The 18781-nt window shown below is 29.6% G+C and carries 16 protein-coding genes and 1 other annotated feature; of the genes, 4 read left to right on the top strand and 12 right to left on the bottom strand.

Annotated features, from left to right (window positions below):
• Positions 1-20: 20 nt before the first annotated feature.
• From BR69_RS0106005 to BR69_RS0105990, 4 genes are all read right to left on the bottom strand, one after another.
• On the bottom strand, positions 21-932 hold the full coding sequence (locus BR69_RS0106005) for a PLP-dependent cysteine synthase family protein (protein ID WP_027632378.1): 912 nt from the start codon (positions 930-932) through the stop codon (positions 21-23).
• Positions 933-962: 30 nt separating this feature from the next.
• The gene (locus BR69_RS0106000; RefSeq protein ID WP_027632377.1) at positions 963-2123 is read right to left on the bottom strand and encodes a trans-sulfuration enzyme family protein; all 1161 of its coding nucleotides are present in this window, start codon (positions 2121-2123) and stop codon (positions 963-965) included.
• Between the two features lie 4 nt (positions 2124-2127).
• Complete coding sequence (locus tag BR69_RS0105995; RefSeq protein WP_027632376.1) at positions 2128-2757, bottom strand: class I SAM-dependent methyltransferase; 630 nt, start codon at positions 2755-2757, stop codon at positions 2128-2130.
• Between the two features lie 106 nt (positions 2758-2863).
• Positions 2864-3097: a binding site (T-box leader), on the bottom strand.
• Positions 3098-3461: 364 nt separating this feature from the next.
• Positions 3462-3974: an N-acetylmuramoyl-L-alanine amidase gene (locus BR69_RS0105990; protein WP_027632375.1), complete on the bottom strand. Its 513-nt coding sequence runs from the start codon at positions 3972-3974 to the stop codon at positions 3462-3464.
• A gap of 162 nt (positions 3975-4136) precedes the next feature.
• On the opposite strand from BR69_RS0105990, the gene BR69_RS0105985 reads away from it, so the two are divergent.
• The 4 genes from BR69_RS0105985 (at position 4137) to BR69_RS0105970 (ending at position 11937) form a co-directional block, all read left to right on the top strand.
• Positions 4137-4598 (top strand): DUF4883 family protein, encoded by a 462-nt coding sequence (locus tag BR69_RS0105985; RefSeq protein ID WP_027632374.1) that lies wholly within the window; start codon positions 4137-4139, stop codon positions 4596-4598.
• A gap of 146 nt (positions 4599-4744) precedes the next feature.
• Complete coding sequence (locus BR69_RS0105980) at positions 4745-9631, top strand: nicotinate-nicotinamide nucleotide adenylyltransferase (RefSeq protein WP_034849434.1); 4887 nt, start codon at positions 4745-4747, stop codon at positions 9629-9631.
• A complete protein-coding gene (locus BR69_RS0105975) occupies positions 9628-10875 on the top strand; it encodes a lactate/malate family dehydrogenase (protein ID WP_027632372.1) in 1248 nt (415 codons plus the stop codon). Before BR69_RS0105980 ends, BR69_RS0105975 begins: the two co-directional genes overlap by 4 nt.
• A gap of 60 nt (positions 10876-10935) precedes the next feature.
• On the top strand, positions 10936-11937 hold the full coding sequence (locus tag BR69_RS0105970) for an NAD(P)H-dependent oxidoreductase (protein WP_051623511.1): 1002 nt from the start codon (positions 10936-10938) through the stop codon (positions 11935-11937).
• A gap of 356 nt (positions 11938-12293) precedes the next feature.
• Here BR69_RS0105970 and BR69_RS0105965 read toward each other — a convergent pair whose 3' ends face one another.
• The 8 genes from BR69_RS0105965 to BR69_RS0105930 form a co-directional block, all read right to left on the bottom strand.
• Positions 12294-12479: a DUF6440 family protein gene (locus BR69_RS0105965; RefSeq protein ID WP_027632370.1), complete on the bottom strand. Its 186-nt coding sequence runs from the start codon at positions 12477-12479 to the stop codon at positions 12294-12296.
• A gap of 13 nt (positions 12480-12492) precedes the next feature.
• Positions 12493-13329 carry a YjjW family glycine radical enzyme activase gene (locus tag BR69_RS0105960; protein ID WP_027632369.1) on the bottom strand — a complete coding sequence of 279 codons (837 nt, stop codon included), beginning with the start codon at positions 13327-13329 and terminating at the stop codon, positions 12493-12495.
• Positions 13330-13331: 2 nt separating this feature from the next.
• A complete protein-coding gene (locus tag BR69_RS0105955; RefSeq protein WP_027632368.1) occupies positions 13332-14816 on the bottom strand; it encodes a YjjI family glycine radical enzyme in 1485 nt (494 codons plus the stop codon).
• Positions 14817-15281: 465 nt separating this feature from the next.
• Positions 15282-16094, bottom strand: a complete 813-nt coding sequence (gene folK, locus BR69_RS0105950) for a 2-amino-4-hydroxy-6-hydroxymethyldihydropteridine diphosphokinase (protein ID WP_027632367.1) — start codon at positions 16092-16094, stop codon at positions 15282-15284.
• Between the two features lie 10 nt (positions 16095-16104).
• Positions 16105-16938, bottom strand: a complete 834-nt coding sequence (gene folP / locus BR69_RS0105945) for a dihydropteroate synthase (RefSeq protein ID WP_034849432.1) — start codon at positions 16936-16938, stop codon at positions 16105-16107.
• Between the two features lie 16 nt (positions 16939-16954).
• Positions 16955-17443, bottom strand: coding sequence for an HD domain-containing protein (locus BR69_RS0105940; RefSeq protein WP_027632365.1), 489 nt, complete (start codon positions 17441-17443; stop codon positions 16955-16957).
• A gap of 20 nt (positions 17444-17463) precedes the next feature.
• Positions 17464-18021, bottom strand: coding sequence for a GTP cyclohydrolase I FolE (gene folE, locus BR69_RS0105935; protein WP_027632364.1), 558 nt, complete (start codon positions 18019-18021; stop codon positions 17464-17466).
• Positions 18011-18778: an aminotransferase class IV gene (locus BR69_RS0105930; RefSeq protein ID WP_027632363.1), complete on the bottom strand. Its 768-nt coding sequence runs from the start codon at positions 18776-18778 to the stop codon at positions 18011-18013. Before BR69_RS0105930 ends, folE begins: the two co-directional genes overlap by 11 nt.
• Positions 18779-18781: the final 3 nt, after the last annotated feature.

The raw sequence follows: 18781 nt of genomic DNA, 5'->3' as shown, positions 1-18781 counted from the left end.
ACTTTTCTTTTATTTTATTCTTAACTATAAATATTTTTAGTGAAATATCTGTCTCCTCTATCTGGAAGTATGGTTACTATATTTCCCTTTTCTATATTCCTTGATAGCTTTAAGGCTGCCACAATATTAGCAGCTGAAGAGGTTCCTACAATTAAACCTTCCTTTAAAGCTATATTTTTAACCATTTGAAAAGCTTCATCATCTGATACCTTTATAACCTGATGAACATAATTCATATCCATAGTGCCTGGAATAAAGTTATTTCCTATACCTTCGATATTGTAATCCCCTTCTTCTCCACCACCTAAAGTAGAACCTTCTGGGTCAGCAAGAATACCCTTTATATTTAAATTTTTTTCTTTTAAATATTTTAAAACCCCAGTAAAAGTTCCACCACTACCTGCTCCTGCTACAAAATAGTCTATCTCTCCTTTTAAGTCCTCATATATTTCTGGTGCTGTAGTTTCATAATGACATTCTGGGTTTGAGATATTATTAAATTGATCTAAGGACATGGATCTTGGAATTTCTTTAAGAAGTTCTTTTCCCCTCTTTACTGCCCCTTTAATTCCTTCTTCCCTTGGTGTGTTTATAATAGTAGCTCCTAAAGCTTTCATAAGTACTTGTTTTTCCTTAGAAAACTTTTCAGGAACCACAAAAATTACATTATATCCCCTGTTTATTGCCCCTAAAGCCACTCCTATTCCTGTATTACCTGCTGTAGCTTCTATTATTGTATCACCTTTTTTTAATTGTCCCCTATCTTCTGCATCTTTTATCATATATATACCAATTCTATCTTTTATGCTTCCTCCAGGATTTTGACCTTCTAACTTTACAAAAATATTTACCCCTTCTTTTATATCTAGATTGTTTAATTTTAAAATGGGAGTATGTCCTATAAGTTCAAATACACTATTTATATAACCCATATTCTCACCTTCTTTATATGACTTTGTAATTTAATATGATGTGTTCTTTTTCCTAGAGGCATTAAATCCATTTATTAAGTCCTCTTTTATATCCTCTACATCTTCTATTCCCACAGAAAGCCTTAATAGATTCTCTTTTATTCCTATGGTTTCTCTAATATCCTTTGGTATGGCTCCATGGGTCATGGAAGAAGGATGACAAATTAAAGATTCTACTCCTCCAAGACTTTCCCCTAAGGTTATTATCTTAAGATTTCTAAGGAATTCTCTATAATCATATTCTTTCTTTATAAGGAAAGAAATCATTCCACTAAATCCATTAGACTGACACCTATGAATGCTATATCCTGGATGATTAGAAAGTCCTGGATAATAAACCTTTGAAACTTCCTCACGGTCTTCTAAAAAAGCTGCTATTTTCTTTGCATTTTCATTATGCCTGTCCATTCTCACTCCTAGGGTTTTAATTCCTCTAATTAAAAGGAAGGAATCAAATGGTCCTAATATTCCTCCTGTGGAATTTTGAATAAAGTGAAGTTTTTCTCCAAGCTCCTTATCCTTAACCACTATAACTCCAGCCACTACATCACTATGGCCTCCTAAATATTTAGTTCCGCTATGAATTACTATATCTGCTCCTAGGGTAAGAGGCCTTTGATAATAGGGGGTCATAAAGGTGTTATCTACAATGGTTAATATTCCTTTACCTTTAGCCAAAGCAGAAACTTCTCTAATATCTGTTATATGCATTAAAGGATTTGTTGGAGTTTCTATAAAAATCCCCTTTACCTTAGAGTCTATAGCTTTTTCTATATTGCCTATCTCTTTAGTGTTTACAATAGAATATTCTATATTAAAATTACTAAAAACCTTATCTAAAACTCTAAAGGTTCCACCATAGAGATTATCTGATATTAAAATCTTATCCCCACTTTTAAAAAGAGATATTATAGCTGTTATAGCTGCCATTCCTGAGGCAAAAGCAAGCCCCCTTTCTCCCTCCTCTAAATCAGCTATAAGTTTTTCTAAAGCCCCTCTTGTTGGGTTTCCTGTTCTTGAATACTCAAACCCTTTAGTTTTATTTAATTCCTCTTGTTTATAGGTAGATGTCTGATATATAGGGATATTAACTGCTCCCGTAAATTCATCTCCATCTATTCCTCCATGTATTAAAGCTGTTTTAATTCTCATAAACTTATTCCTCCTTATTTGCTGATGCTATGAAAATACCTGTTTCTGTGTACTCACCATTACTTGAATAACCCTTACACATTAATTCTGTATTATCTATAGATATATTTTTAAATCTTACTTCTTCTAGCCAATTTTTTATTTCATCATTAGAAAAACCTAACCATTCGTCGTGCATTTCCTCCTTTGCCCAATGTCCATCATGCTGAAGCACATCAGATATTATAACTGTACCCCCTTTTTTTGTTACTCTATACATTTCTTCAATAGCCTTTTTAGCATCCTTTATATGATGAAGAGCCATGTTTATAAAAACTACATCCAAGGATTCATCAAAAAGAACTAAATTATCTATTAATGACTTAATTGGATAAACATTATAAAAATTTTTATTTTTTACTACCTTACTAACTTCTCTTAACATATTTGTTGATTGATCTAAAGAAAATACCACACTAGCATCTAAAGCCAATGCTAAAGATAAAAACCCAGTACCACATCCAAGGTCCGCTACTACCTTATCTTTTATATTTACCTTTGATAATATTTTGTACTTTAACCTTTCTTCAAAATAATTACTTCTTACAACACTCCAATTTTTAGCTATATAATCGAAATACTCCATAGAACTCATAATATTTCCTCCCCTTAATTATTTTTATTTCAAATTTTAATATACTTTTTACACAGTTTATTTTTTCCATTTAAATTTTTGCAAATAAAAAAGCCCCGTCTCCTTTTATAGAGACGAAGCTATGTATACTCCGCGGTTCCACCCTAATTAGATATAAAATCTCACTTACTTTCAAGCACAATTATGCTCTATCTCTTTAACGGGAGAACCCGTAGTATCCTACTTAATTCGGACCTATACTCCAAAGGGCACTTCATATATTTTATCAGTGAAAGCTTCTCAGCACCGCTTCCTCTCTGTAACCTTCCAATACACTACTTTCCTTTTTCAACGCATTTCTAAAATATTTGATTGTTTATAATCTTATTATATGATAATAATGAATTTTGTAAATTTTAATATTCAAATACATATCTCATCATCTATTATAAATATCTATAATAAATCACTAAATATATTGTAAATAACTTATCCCTTCCTTAAGGTATAACCCCTATAAAATTATATAAATATATAATTTTAAACATAAAAAAAGATATTGGTGGGGGACCAATATCTTAAAGGGGTTATATAAATAAGGGGTTAAATATTTATTTGGCTTTATGTGTTATAGTATATCACAAATTTCTACAAATTATATTAACAAAATGTAAATTCTCCTCTAAAAACTCATCTTAACGGTTACATTTAATAAAATTTTTAAATTATATTAAATTATTACTGTAAATCATAGCTTTTATAATCCCTTCTGATAATATCTCTTCTATAACTTTGAGGTCGTAGGATAAAATACATATTTCTATAACTATACCTTTAATTTTTGTATTTTTTAAAATATATAGTTTCTCCCCATTTTTTATATTCACATTAAAATCCATACTATACATTATATATTTTTTTATTCGATTTCCTATTTTAGCTCCATCCTCATCCTTTACATATATATTAATCTCATTACTATTACCCTTTATGCAGTTAATAGATATAAATAACTCTGCCTTACTTTGATTCACCTTAATTATTCTTCTTTGAAGAGATTCTCCATTATTTATTATATTTTCTGTAGAACAATCTATAATACTATGCCCCCTATCCTTAAGGTCTTTTATTATATTCCCACCTATAGATTCTATTAACTCTAATGCTCCCCTATCCTCATCACTACTCTTAGAAAAATCTTCTGTGAATTTATTCCCCATATCTATGGCGTATTTCATGTTTTTTCCTCCCCTTTATCTATATGTTATTTTATTCAAATTTCTTTAACTTGTTCTATAACAACTTCTTAAAACATATGTTATTTTTAGATATTATTTTAAAAATTGTTATATATTTTAATCAAGTTTCTAAGTTATATCTAAAAAGGAGGAAAAATTTCTATGAATAAAAAACTTTCCTTATTATTTCTTCTCTTTACATTCCTTTTTATAACCTCCTGTGAAGTAGTAGATTATAATAAGAAAAAGCCTAATAACTTTTTTTATACCAAAGATCTTTATAATAAAGTTACCTCTTCTGAAAATGTTAAAGTTCTTCTTTTTGAAACAAATCTACATAAAGAAATAGATGTTACCACTGAAGGAGTGGATACAGTAAAAAATTTCATTGAAAATTTAAAAAATGAAAGCTTTATATCTAAGCCTGAAGACCTATCTGAAGAAGCTCCTTATAAGTTCTTTGTAGATATAGATGAAGATAGATATGTTATAAATGTCTATGATGATGCCTCTGTATCTTTGCATCCTTGGGATGGAGTATACTCTCCTGACTATATAAATACTTCTAAGGTATATAAGGCTTATAATTTGCATAAGTTCTCTAAATATATATTAAAAAAATAGGTTTATTAATGTGATAATTTTTCTAATGAATTATTTTTAGAAATTTTATCACTTTTTTCTTTTACTCAATTAATATATAAAAATTACTTATAAAGACTTAATATTAATGATTTAGTGTATAATTAATGTAAGAAAGGAGTGTTTTTATGGATATTTCTAGTAATACTATTCATCACAACATATGCAAGAAACTTTTAAATATAAACTGGATAAATAAATATAAGCTCCCTAAAAATTTAATTGAATACCATATAAAAAAGTATGAATTTATAAGTAAACTTAATTTAATGATAAATAATAAGGATTTCTCTGCTAAGAGCACCTTAAATCTACTAAATCCTTTAATTACATATATAATAAAAGAAAATAGCTTAGGGAAAATGGACTCTTTAGAACTTTTAAATTATATTTATGAGTTTTCACTTAATAAATCCTTTCCTGAAGCCACAACCATTGACTTTAACCCTAACTTAAATGGTGTTTGTGAACTTTATTTAAGATGCTTTAAGGTTATTTGTGAAAGTGAAAAACTTAGTGATAAAGATACTTTTATAAGCAAGTATCCCTTAATTTTTTTAACTAAAGAAGAAGAAGAAGATTTAGAACATAAGGATGAATATATAAGATTCGTTAAAGCTTTTAATAATTCTTATGTTTATGAAATGATAAAAATTAATGGAGAAATTACTGGTTTTAATACCTTAGATCATATTTGCGGGGTCCATTATTTAGCCGTATCTGTAGCTCGTCAGATAAAAGCTCTTGGCTTTAAAGTTGATCTTGGGAGAGTTTCAGGTAGTGCAGCTGGTCATGATATTGGGAAATATGGATGCAAAAAACATGAAATGAAAAGGGTTCCTTATCTTCATTATTACTATAGTGATCAATGGTTTAAAAATCATGATATTAATTATATAAGACATATAGCTGTTAATCACTCTACCTGGGACTTAGAACTTGAAAACTTATCCCTAGAAAACTTAGTCCTTATATATTGTGATTTTAGGGTTAAAAATATAAGAACATCCAATGGAGATGAAATGAAAATCTTCACCTTAAAAGATTCTTTTCAGGTTATATTAGATAAGCTTGATAATGTAAATGAAGAAAAAATTAATAGATACAAAAGAGTCTATGCAAAGCTTAAGGATTTTGAAGATTTTTTACTTAGTGTTAATGTTAACACTGATATAGCATATATAAATGATAATTCGCCTTTAAACACTGAAGGTATAGAAATAAAAAATTACTCTTTAACCCAAGGTCATGAAGTAATAGATAGTCTAAAATATATGGCAATAAACCATAATATAAATCTTATGTATATGCTTAGAGATGAATTTTCCTTAGAAGTACTTTTAGAAAAAGCTAGAAGTGAAAAGAACTGGAAGAATCTTAGGGAATATCTTAGAATTTTCGAAGAATACTCTACCTACTTAACCCCACAGCAGAAAATTCAAACCATGAATTTTCTTTATGAAAACCTAATACATCCTGAGGATGATATAAGAAATCAATGTGCTAAAACCTTAGGAAGCTTAATTGCAATTTATGATGAGGAATATAGAAAGGAAGTACCTCCTAGCGTAGGATCTACTGTAAATTCCTATAAAAGTCCAAAACTTTTAGATAAATATATAAATCTCCTATTATTCCCAAGTCATAAAATTATATCTACCCATAGGTACTGGCTTGGATATAGCCTAAGTATATTGGTTAACTCCTTATTTCAAAACTCTAAGGAAAACTTAGCCTTAATTTATAGAGATATTCTTTTAAAATATTATGATAGCTCAAAATATAAGTCTTCTGAAATATATATATTCCTTTTGGAAACTTGTAAATATATTCCCCTTAACCCTTATGAGGAGAATGTGGAAATATTATATACCTTTCTTATAAGTATGGTAAACAAAAGAAATCCTTCTTTAAGGCTATGTGCTTTAGAAAGTTCTATATATATTTATTACGGTTCTAGCCTTAATAAAAATTTCTCTAATAAACTTATAGATTATATTAAAGAATGTACTAAAAAAAGCCCTATATATACTGAAAATCTTTTAAGATATAAGTTATGTAAAGCCCTCAATTTAGAAGAATATATTTCCATTTTTAGAAACTCTGCATTAAATACTCAAGAGGAAATTCAAGATATATTCCTCTCTAATCTAAAAACCGCTACTGATTGGGTTAGAAAAAAGTATCAGATTGAACTTCTTTTAGAAAACCTAAAATTTAAAGATGAAGCTCCTGCAATGCATACTGCCCTTCACTTTTGTAACCTTTTGAAGGTAAGTGCTGTTGAAAGTGTTAGAAATGCTGCTGGTGCTGGTATACTTAAGGTTATGCCAAGACTTACTTCATCTGAAAGAAATGAGATCGCAGTAGAACTTCTTCGTGCTCTTGAAATGGAAGAACATAAATTTACAGAATATATACCTAAATACTTAGGTGAAATTTTCTTGTACCTATCCCCTAAGGAGCTTGATGAAATCATAGATGATTTAAGTTATAAAATTAAAATTACAAAAACCAATGTTAAAAGTCTTATTTTAAAAACTATTGGGGTAACTGTAAAATTCTATGATAGTTATAAGAGAAACTTTAAAGAAGAAGAGGGTTTATTTAACCATAGACAAAAAAAGTTATTAGGAATCCTTTTAAATGGACTTGGAGACCCAAACCATCAAGTGAAACAATCTGCCTTTGGGGTTATTGGTAAAAGTATTTTTGGCTCTCACAATTTATCTTTACCTCAAAAGAATAGTATATTTAAGCTTTTATCAAAAAAATTATTGAATCTTATAATAGAAGAAAAAGAGGATGAACTTTTATTTCTCTCTAATTCTGCTGGACTTAATCATATATATAGATTTATATCTGATTATACCTTCTTTTTAGGGGATATAGATTTACCTATTCCTAAAAAGGTAGCCTTTTTCCCTGGGACTTTTGACCCATTTTCCTTAAGTCATAAGGAAATAGCTAAAAGAATTAGAGATCTTGATTTTGAAGTTTATCTTGCTGTGGATGAATTTTCTTGGTCTAAAAAGACTCTTCCAAATCTTTTAAGACGTTCTATTCTTAATATGTCCATAGCTAGTGACCTTAATATGTTTATATACCCTGGCACCTTTCCTACAAATTTATCTAACAAGGAGGATTTAAAGTCTCTTAAAAATAACTTTAAAAATTCTGAAGTTTATATTGTAGTTGGAGCTGATGTAATTGCCAATGCCTCTTCTTATAAAGCTTCTTATGAAGAAGGATCCATATTATCTTTTTCTCATATAATTTTTGAGAGAAATAAGATTAAAGAGCTAGAAGAGGTACTTAAAAACATTAAAGGTAATGTGGAAATTTTAAGTCTTCCAAATAAGTATACTAATATAAGTTCTACTCAAATAAGAAATTATATTGATGAAAATAGAGATATATCTAGCCTAGTAGATCCTTTGGCTCAGCAATATATATATGATAATGGCTTCTATCAAAGGGAACCTTTAAATAAATCAAATGTTAAAATGCTAACCATTGAAGTTGAAGTTTTAGATAATTTAAAAGAGAATCAATTAATAGATTTTCTAACTTTAATTTCTAAGGATAAAGACGCCACCTTATATAAAACTTTAAAAGAGTTCTCTCTTAAGCCATCAGCTAGGGCTCTACTTCTTAAAAATAGCCAATCTAATGAAATATTAGGATTCTCTTTATTTCATTGGGCTAGGTCTTCCATGTTATATGATGAGCTAAATGATGTTAAAATGGCTAAACTTATTAGAGATACCAGTCCCGGAAGAATAATAATTTTAGATGGTTTTTATGTAAAAAATCATGATAAAAATAAAACTATTCTTCCAATGCTTTTAACTGAAACCTTAGCCTTTTGTGTATCTCATGATTATGAATTTGCACTATTTAAAAATTCAATTAAAGAATTGACTCCAAATAGCTTAGAGGATTGTTTAAAACTTTATGGATTTACCTCTATAGAAGATAAGGGGTATTCTAATACATGGATTGTAAATATGAGTAATCCATGTGTTATAACCTTAGACCTTGAAACTTACTTAAAAGAACCTTTTAGAAGTAATTCAAAAATTAGAAATGTAATAAATGAAAGTAGAATAAACCTTCAGAAGGCACTATGTAACCTATTCCCTTCTGAACTAATTCTTCCTTTTAATATAAATATGATTCATAAAGCCATGATTGAAAAAGTTTGTGAGGAAAATAAAGTACCTACTACTATAATAGAGCCTAAATCCTCTGGAGATGCTATGTGTGTTCCTTATGGAGATATTTTAGATAGATACGTTATTCCAAATACAGTAACAAAATCTCTCCATACTGAAAAATATTTTAATCCAGATATGAAAGATTTTAAAGTAAGAGAATCTCCTCACTATTTAGATCTAGAGAATCAGATTAAAATGCTAAAGTCTTTTAAAAGACCTATAATTCTTGTAGATAATATTCTACATAAAGGATATAGATTAAAAGCCTTAGACCCTATCTTTAAAAAAGAAGATATTAAAGTCCAAAAGATTATTACAGGTATATTATCAGGTGGTGGTAAAGACCTTATGGACTATCATGGGCGTTTAGTTGATAGTGTATATTTTATTCCTAGGCTTAAAATGTGGTTTAATGAGAATTCCCTGTATCCATTTATAGGTGGTGATTCTTTATGGAGAGGTAAGTTCCCTGAAAGAAATCTTCTTCCTTCCATAAACTTAATTCTTCCTTACACCTCCCCTGTGTTTATAAGAGGAGCCTCTGTTGAATCCATATATGACTTTTCAGAGACTTGTATAAAGAATTCTATCAAAATACTAGAAGTTTTAGAGGAAGAATATCATTCTATTAATGAAAGAAACCTTACTCTCCACTCTCTTGGAGAAGTCTTTACCATTCCAAGATCTGTGGATCATGGGAAACATATGAAATATGACTTAAACTTAAGTCCTATTACTTACCTAAGAAACGATTTGGAATCTCTTGAAAGGCTTAAAGAAATATTAAGGAGATGATAGATATGAATATATATAAATATAATAATTCAATACTTGTTTCTACTAAGGACCTTAACTTTGAAAAAATTACAGAGGAAGAAGCTAAAGGCTTCTCCTCCTTAGTTTATTATTTAGATTATAAACCTCTAGATTCCTTTAGGAGTTATTTTAAAATTAACTCCTTAAAGGATTTAGAGGAGGAATCAATTAATACTTTAAAAAAATCACATGTTGAAGCCTCCTCTTTCTATCCTAGTATATTAAAAGAAGCTATAGATAACAATTGTGGATTCTTTATAAACCTAGCCAATAAAAACTTTAAAGAACTTATAAACCCATGTAAAAAGGATAAATTCAGGATTAATATAGTTGGTCTTGGAGATGTGGGAGGAACTCTATTAACTGGAATCAGGCTCCTTGGAGGTGAAGTAGTTCATTCTATTGGTATATTTGACTTAGATAAAAACAAGGTAGATAGATGGGTTTTTGAAGGTAATCAAATTTTAGATATAAATAATCCATGTGCTCCAACCATAGAAGCCATAGACGAAAAAGATCTATTTAATTGTGATATGTTTGTATTCTGCGTGTCTGTAGGTGTCCCTGAGGTTGGAAAAGAGCATAGCGATGTTAGACTTATACAGTTTGAAGGTAATAAGAAGATTTTATCCCTATATTCTAAAAAAGCTAGGGAATCTGAATTTAAAGGAATATTTTCTGTAGTATCAGATCCAGTAGACCTTTTATGTAAGGTAGCATTTAATGAAAGTAATAAAGATTCTAATGGAGAATTTGATTACAAGGGTCTTTTAAGCCACCAAATAAGAGGATATGGCTTAGGCGTTATGAATGCCCGTGCAAATTATTTTGCCATGGAATCTCCTTCTACTAAAAATTATATACAGGAAGGAAGAGCCTTCGGTCCTCATGGGGAAGGACTTATAATTGCAAATAGTATAAAGAAATATGATGAATCACTTTCAGATGATTTAACTGAAAAAACTAAAACTGCTAACCTTCAAGTTAGAAAGGCAGGTTTTAAACCTTATATAGCCCCAGCCCTATCTTCTGGTGCCCTAAGTCTTCTAGCTACCTTAAAAAGTCAGTGGCATTATAGTGCCACCTTCCTTGGTGGTACATTTATGGGATGTAAAAATAAAATGATTTTAAATGGAACTGAAATAGAAACCTATGACTTCCCTGCTCTTTTATTTAAAAAGCTTGAAAATACCTATAATTACTTAAATTCTATATATAAATAATTGGATAATCAAATTTATGTAATCAAGCCAAATAAAAATATAAGTAACAGGCTTGATAATATGATTAAAGGAGCATTAGAGGGAAAAGATTTTGTAATTATTGAAGATTTTAAATCTAACCTTAACTTAAAAAATAAAAAGCTTTTATTTGCCTTAGAACTTGATAATATACTTTTAGATATACCAATGATAAGTTTTATAAAGGATATAACAACCTATGATAATAATTCCCTTAAAAATTCTATTGGAGCTATTCTTGTAAATAGCTCCTCAGAACTTGGAACTAAAAATGCTTCTCAAGATTTAATATTCCTTTGCAATAATCTTGGGTGTAGCTTTTTAGGACATCCTATAGTAGAAGCAACTAAAGATCTTAGAAACTTTTCTAAATGGCAGAAGGTATTAAATCTTCCACTAGAGGAAGTTCTTATAGATAGAGCTAAAGAGCTAGGTAATAGACTCTATAAATTCAATGGGTTTTCTATTAAAGACCCTAAGATACTTATACTATACTCAACTCCTAATACCCACTCAAACACCTTAGCTCTTTGGAAAATGGTATATAAAGACCTCCCTAAAAAACTTTCTGTAGAAGAACTTTTGATAGAAAATGGAAAGGTGCTAGACTGTAGAGGTTGTAATTATAATCTTTGTGTCCATTATGGAAAAAATAATAAATGCTTTTATGGAGGGGTTATGGTAGAACAAGTTATTCCCTCTATAGAAAATGCTGATATTATAATTTGGCTCTGTCCAAACTACAATGACGCATTGGCAGCTAACTTAACTGCTGTTATTAATAGACTCACAGTGCTCTACAACAAAATGAACTTTTATGATAAAGCCTTATATGGGATTGTGGTTTCTGGAAACTCTGGAGGTGACTCTGTAGCAAAACAGCTTATTGGTGCTCTAAATATAAATAAGGGATTTTATCTCCCTAGTAACTCTATTCTTACAGCTACAGCAAATGATCCAAAGAGTATATACTCCTATCCTAATATAGAAGCTATGGCAAAAGAGTTTAGTGATAAAATCTTAAAGGTAATTTTTAGGAATTGAGTGTTACCCTAAGATTAATACTTTTATGAAACTAAGTACTAGTGTTTAAATATTATAAATTCTAAGTATTCGATAAGTGATATTTAAAATCTAAAATAGCTCCTAGTATTAAGTTTTAACTTAATACTAGGAGCTATTTTCTTAAATCCTAATATTTATGTTTATTTGATAGCTATAAGCTGCAACACTCACATCCTCTAAAAGCAGTGGATAATAGTTGCTACACCACTAGATTAAACTCATCTAACCTTAAGATGGTGGAAAGAACACACCGTCTGAAGTAAGATTCCTTCTATTTTCCCAGTTTAATATAGTATTGAAATTGAATATATCTTTAAATGTGAAATAATATATTTTTATTTATCAACAACAACTTCCCCATTTTCATCTAGTAATGGAGTTAACCCACTGGTAGCTCCCCCTAAGGTACCTAAATAATTAACACCCGTTATTTTATCAACAAGTATTAATACATATGTTGCCCCAATGTTTTCTTTTAATTTTACCTCAAATCTCTTTTCTTTTTTATCTTTATCAAACATATTTATTCTCCTTTTAAACTATAACAACGTCATTACATCCATTATTTATTGCTATATCTCTAAGCTCTTCCATATATTCATCTCTTGGTACATAAGATTTTATTAAATCCGTCCTAACTCCCAAGGGTCTATATTTTATAAGCTTATATCTTATATTCCCATCCATAGATCCTATTAATTTACTTACCTTGTCCACTGTATATTTATTATTTAATACCTCTGGAACTATAACTGTTCTAATTTCATAAAGCTTATTCATATTACCAAGATATATTGCATTATCAAGGATAGTTTTATTACTCTTTAAAGTGAGGTTTATATGTTCCTCTTCATCATAGGCCTTAATGTCTAACATAACCTTATCAGTATAATTTAAAAGCTCTTCCATATCTCTAAAGTCTTTATATCCATTGCTGTCGAGAAAAGTACTTAACCCTAAGTCCTTAGCTTCTTTAAAAACTTTTGAAATAAATTCATGTTGAAGAGTACATTCCCCTCCTGAAGTTGTTATTCCAGTTATAAATGGCATATTTTCTTTAATTTCATCTATAAGCTCCTTATAATGGAACTTTCTTGTTTTGGGAGTACTGCCATTTTCACATATTTTTATGCAGCTATCACAGTTGACACATTCCTTATAATCCCAAGATATATTCCCTTCTTTAATTGATATAAGATTTTTAGGACAAACATCCCTACACTTTCCACAATTAATACAGGAATTTATAGTCTCAGGGTTATGACAATACTTACAGTTAAGATTGCAGCCTTGGAAAAATATAGCCGTTCTATTACCTGGTCCATCTACAGAACTAAATGGAATTATCTTATTGATTATTCCATAATCCATTGCTATCTTACCTTTCTATCTAATATTCTTGCATTGTCTACAGCACCCTTACCTAAAACTACTGTATCATTTAAGACTTGTTCTCCCCTGTTTAGCTTCTCTATATCTGACCTTTTAACAAGATATCCTGTTATTCTTATAACATCACTATCTGAAGAATATATAGATAGGTATCTCATTCCTACTTTAAATGCTCCATCTATAATATCTACTATATAGTCTGGATTGTTTATACTATTTTTTTCAAACGGGAATATATCACCAATTCCTGATGGAAAATACTTATGGAATAAAGCACTTTGCTTTAAATGATTTAGAAGCTCTGGCTCTTCTCCTATTGGTATTCTACATCCTGGACTACTACCCTTATCAGTATCTATACCAACTTGAGCATGAAGAAGAAATCTATTATTTGCTCCTTCACAGTATTTATTTTCATGATTATTTACAAAGTCATACATAGTATTTATAATTTTTACTCCAAGGTCGTCTGCCTCTTTATTATGTCCAAATTTATCACTTAATTCTTCTGCCTTTAAAAGAGTGTTAACACATTCTGCAAGACCTACAAGTCCAAACATTGCTGTAAACTTATCTCTAGAAATTAATCCTTCCTTTACTAAGAAGTTTGAGCTAAAGAAGCTACTTTCTTCTACTATATATTTTATTCTTTCATCTATATAATCTGCCATATTTTCCATAGCGAAAGGTAATTTATTATTTAAAAAATCCTCTACACTACTAGCCTCTAAGGATAGCTTATGTAAATTCATTCTAACTAAAGTATAGCTTCCTCCTCCAATGTTAAGTCCGTTATAGCAGCTAGCAATAGCGTAATCTCCCTTAAAATCTTTAGAGAACATTTCATCATTAGCAAAACTTGGCTTTGCAGTTACTAAAGCTGTCTTTATTGATTCTACAACAAAATCTCTTGGAGTATCTTTACCATACTTTAATGTTATATTAGGTGTTGAATTTTGTAATTCTCTCTCTACCTTAAGAATTATCCTTCCTGCCTTAGTGGCCCTTGGTCCTATATTAGCATGACAGAAAGAATCTGTTATAGTTCTATCTATATGAGTTAAAAATAACTTTATAGCCTTATAGCTCTCTTCCTCATCAACTACAAAGGGTTCTAAAAGCTCGTCTATATTTCCTACATATACTGGCATTGTTGTAATAGATGGAACATGTTTATATAAGATTAAAAGATTATTTACAGCTTCCCATATATCCTTTGCTGGCTTTAACCTTAAAAATTCACTACCATCTTTCATAAACTTTTCATAGTTCGGTATTATATATCTTGGTCTATAAGGAGCATTCCCCTCGAATAAATCACATATTATCCCTTTGTCTCTAAGTTCTTGTGTTTCTTTAGAAATGTTTAATACATTTAATGTATTTTCCCCTGCCCTTGCTAAAGCAACCACTTTTTGTTCAAAAGTAAGAACAGCATCCTTTACTATATTCTCAATATTGCTCATACTAATTGCCTCCATTTTCTATTGATTCTAATTTCCCTATTTAAAACCCTATTGAAAAGGTATACTATTATAGTTTTATTGTATAACATCCAATGTTTTTAGTAAAGGTCACTTATTTGCATTATTGTATTCATATGGAAAACAATAATATATTTTAACATATCAATAGAGCTCAATACTACTATATAGCATTAAGCTCTATTTTTAAAAATTAATATAGTTTTTTATATTGGCACTTAACTTATATCTCTTAGCTTCTTAAACTTATAGATTATAACTCTTATATAAAATACGCTTTTAGTTAAAAATCCTATGCCTTGTTATAATATAAGTTACTATCTTTTCAGATTAAACTCTAAAAATTCTTAAGTTTAATTTATATATTTATAAATTAAGTAAATCTCACTATCTAAACTAAATTTAATAATAGAATTACTAGGTAAATGAAGTTACTTTATTATTAAGTTATTTTTCTAAGTCCTTCTTTATATCTATTATTCTCTTATTTAAAATAGGGTGAACATAATAAGGAGCTATTTCACTTAAAGGATCTATTACAAAAGCCCTTTCCTCCATTCTTGGATGAGGAATTACTACCTTTTCTCCTTCTGTTACTATATGATCATATAATAATATATCAAGGTCTATAGTTCTTGGCCCCCACTTTATAACTCTCTCTCTCTTTAACTGTTTTTCACAGTTAAGTAAAAAGTCCATAAGTTCTTCTGGAGTTAGTAGAGTTCTCACTTCACATACTCCATTTAAAAACTCCTCTTGGTCTTCATAACCCCAAGGCTCAGTGGTTATAAATTCAGAAACCTTTGTAACCTTTGTATGGGATTCATCTATAAGTCCCAATGCATTATCTAAGTTCTCTTTTTTATTTCCCATATTGGAGCCAATGGCTATATAAGCTTTATGCCATTTTCTTAAAACACTTACCTCTACATAATCTAAAGGCTTTAAAATAGGTGCCCAAGGTTTTTTTATAGATACCTTAACTTCCTCTATGATTTCATATTCTTTTAATATAAATTCTGCTAAATTTTCAGCTGCTTCTTCTATTAAATCATAGCTCTTTCTCTTAAATTCTTCCTCTACCTTATGGCTAAGCTCCCCATAATGTACTGATTTATTTAAGTTTCCAGTTTTCCCTGGTTCTCTTAGAGGTAAATATAATTCCATAGTAATTAAAAATTTTTGCCCTAAGATTTTTTCTTCTTTAAACACCCCATGGTTTGCATATATTTCTAAGTCTTTAATAAGTATTCTATCCACTATTATTTACCTATTTTAACCTTTCTATGGCATCTGTCATTATCGCCACCCTTTTATTTTCAAGAACATCATGGATTCTTACAAAATCACAGCCCTTAACTATGCCAATAGCTGTAGTTGCTAAAGTTCCCTCTAGCCTCTCACCCTTTGGAAGATCTAAGGCATTTCCTATCATAGACTTTCTTGAAGTTCCAAGTAGCCATGGATATCCTAAATCATTTAATTTACCTAAATATTTCATAGCCATTAGATTTTCTCTTTGATCCTTAGCAAAACCTATACCTGGATCTAATATTATATTTTCATCCTTAACTCCAGCTTCCTTTGCTATATTTATGCTTTCTCTTAAATCTTCCATCATGTCATCTATAAAATTATTATAATTTCTATTTTCTCTATTATGCATTATGCAACAAGGTACTTCATACTTTGCTGCTACCCTTGCCATGTCCTTATCTTTCTTAAATCCCCAAACATCATTAATCATGTTTGCTCCAGCTTTTAAAGCTTCCTCTGCAACCATTGCCTTATAAGTATCAATAGATATAGGAATATCCTTAAATTCTTTTCTTAGAGCCTTAATTACAGGAACAACTCTTTTAACTTCTTCTTCTGCATCTACAAAATCATGGTTAGGTCTTGTGGATTCTCCCCCTATATCTATTATATCCACACCATTTTTAATCATTTCCCTAGTATGTTTTAATGCCTTTTCTATTGAATTATATTTTCCTCCATCTGAAAAGGAATCTGGGGTTACATTTAATATCCCCATTATGTAGGTTCTCTCTCCTAAATTAAAATTCTTATTTCCAATTTTTAAAACTCTATTTCCTCTAAACATAGTGTAAATCACCCACTTAATACATAATATTTTTATTTTTTTTCTCTTCACTCCAGTAACATTTATCTATGGCTTTGCAATTAAAACAACCTCTAGATAACTTATCACTTCTATATATTAGACTCTCTAAGGAAGTTTTATCTTCCTTATGAATCCTATGATTGTCTATAGCAGAACATATTATTTTTATTTCCTCTTCATTAAACTTAGAGTCTTTTAGTATAGGAATTCCAATCTCTATGGATGCCTTATTATGAGGTACTCCTCTTTCATACTCTAATACTCTTCCTATATCATGAATAAGCCCTATAGCATATATGACATCTTTAGGATACTTAAGATTTTCTTCTAAATTTATTATGTAAGCTATTCTACAAACATCTAAAAAATGATTTAAATCATGTCTGCAGAACTCCCTATTTCTTTCATATTCTTCAAGGATTCTTACATTTTTTATATAATCTCTATGATGGAGTATATTATTGATTCTCTCATTATTATTCATTAATATCTCACCCTCTATTACTACAGTGCCATTAGCCTATATACTTCATCTCTAAGATCTTTATTAGTTTCAAACTCTCCCTTATAACATAGGGTAACAGTTTTACTTCCTGGTTTTTTTACCCCTCTCATGGTCATGCAAAGGTGCTCTCCCTCAACCATTACCATAACTCCCTTAGCATCTAAATGCTTCATAATAGCCTCTCCTATATCACTAGTTAGCTTTTCTTGAAGCTGAGGTCTTTTTGAAAACACATCTACAGTCCTTGCAAGCTTACTAAGTCCAGCTACTTTTCCATTAGGAATATATGCAATGTGAGCCTTCCCAAAGAAAGGTAAAAAGTGATGTTCGCACATAGAATAATAGGTTATATCTCTTTCAATAACTATATTGTCTTCCTCTACAGTAAAGCTTTTAGATAAATGTTCCTTAGAATCCTCATATAATCCTCCAAAAACTTCCTTATACATTCTTGCTATTCTATCTGGAGTTTCTTGTAACCCTTCTCTATTTGGATCTTCTCCTATGGCTTCTATTATAAGTTTTACTCCTTCTTTAATCTTCTTCTCATCTATCATAATTGTCCATCTCTCCTTCAAAGCTTAAATAAGATTTTCTTATGTCATCTATATAACTATTTCTCTTAATATTAATATCTCCAACTTTATTTATAGGCATAATCCCCATAAGAGAGTTACTTAGAAAAGCCCCTTGGCTCTCTAGCAAATCCTTTAAGGTATATTCACCTTCTATAACATTAAAATTTCTTATAATCCATTGTCTTATTACTCCATTTAAAAGTCCACACCTTACCTTTGGAGTATATATTCTATTATTATTTATAAAAAATAAGTTGCTTACTGCTCCTTCTGAAAGCTTATCCTCTTCATTTAAGAATATAACTTCTTGAAATCCTTCTTTTGAAGCTCTTCTTTTTTCTAATATATTTTCCCCATAATTTAGAGTCTTATGGTAAACTAATAAAGATTTAGAATTCCTTCTGTAATCACTTACCTTTAAATTAAATCCATTATAATAGTCTTCCTTTTTATAGGTAATATCTCTTAAAGATATTACCTGATTTTTATCTGTAACCACTATTTTCAAACCACAATTCTTAATTTTATTATCCTTAATAATCTGTTCTATGGATTTATGGTTTATAGATTCATCTATTTCTAATATCTTTAAAGAGTTATTTAGTCTTTCTATATGTTCTTTAAGAAGAACTCCATACCCTTTAGATGTAACTTTAATAGTTTCAAAAGCTCCAAGTCCAAAGTTAAATCCGTTATCTAAATATATAATATTATTTTTCTCATCTAAAATCTTCATAAT

Source organism: Clostridium hydrogeniformans DSM 21757, from assembly GCF_000686705.1.
GTDB lineage: Bacteria > Bacillota > Clostridia > Clostridiales > Clostridiaceae > Clostridium_Z > Clostridium_Z hydrogeniformans.
The sequence above is the reverse complement of the archived record's forward strand: the minus strand, read 5'-3'. Positions and strand labels throughout refer to the sequence as shown.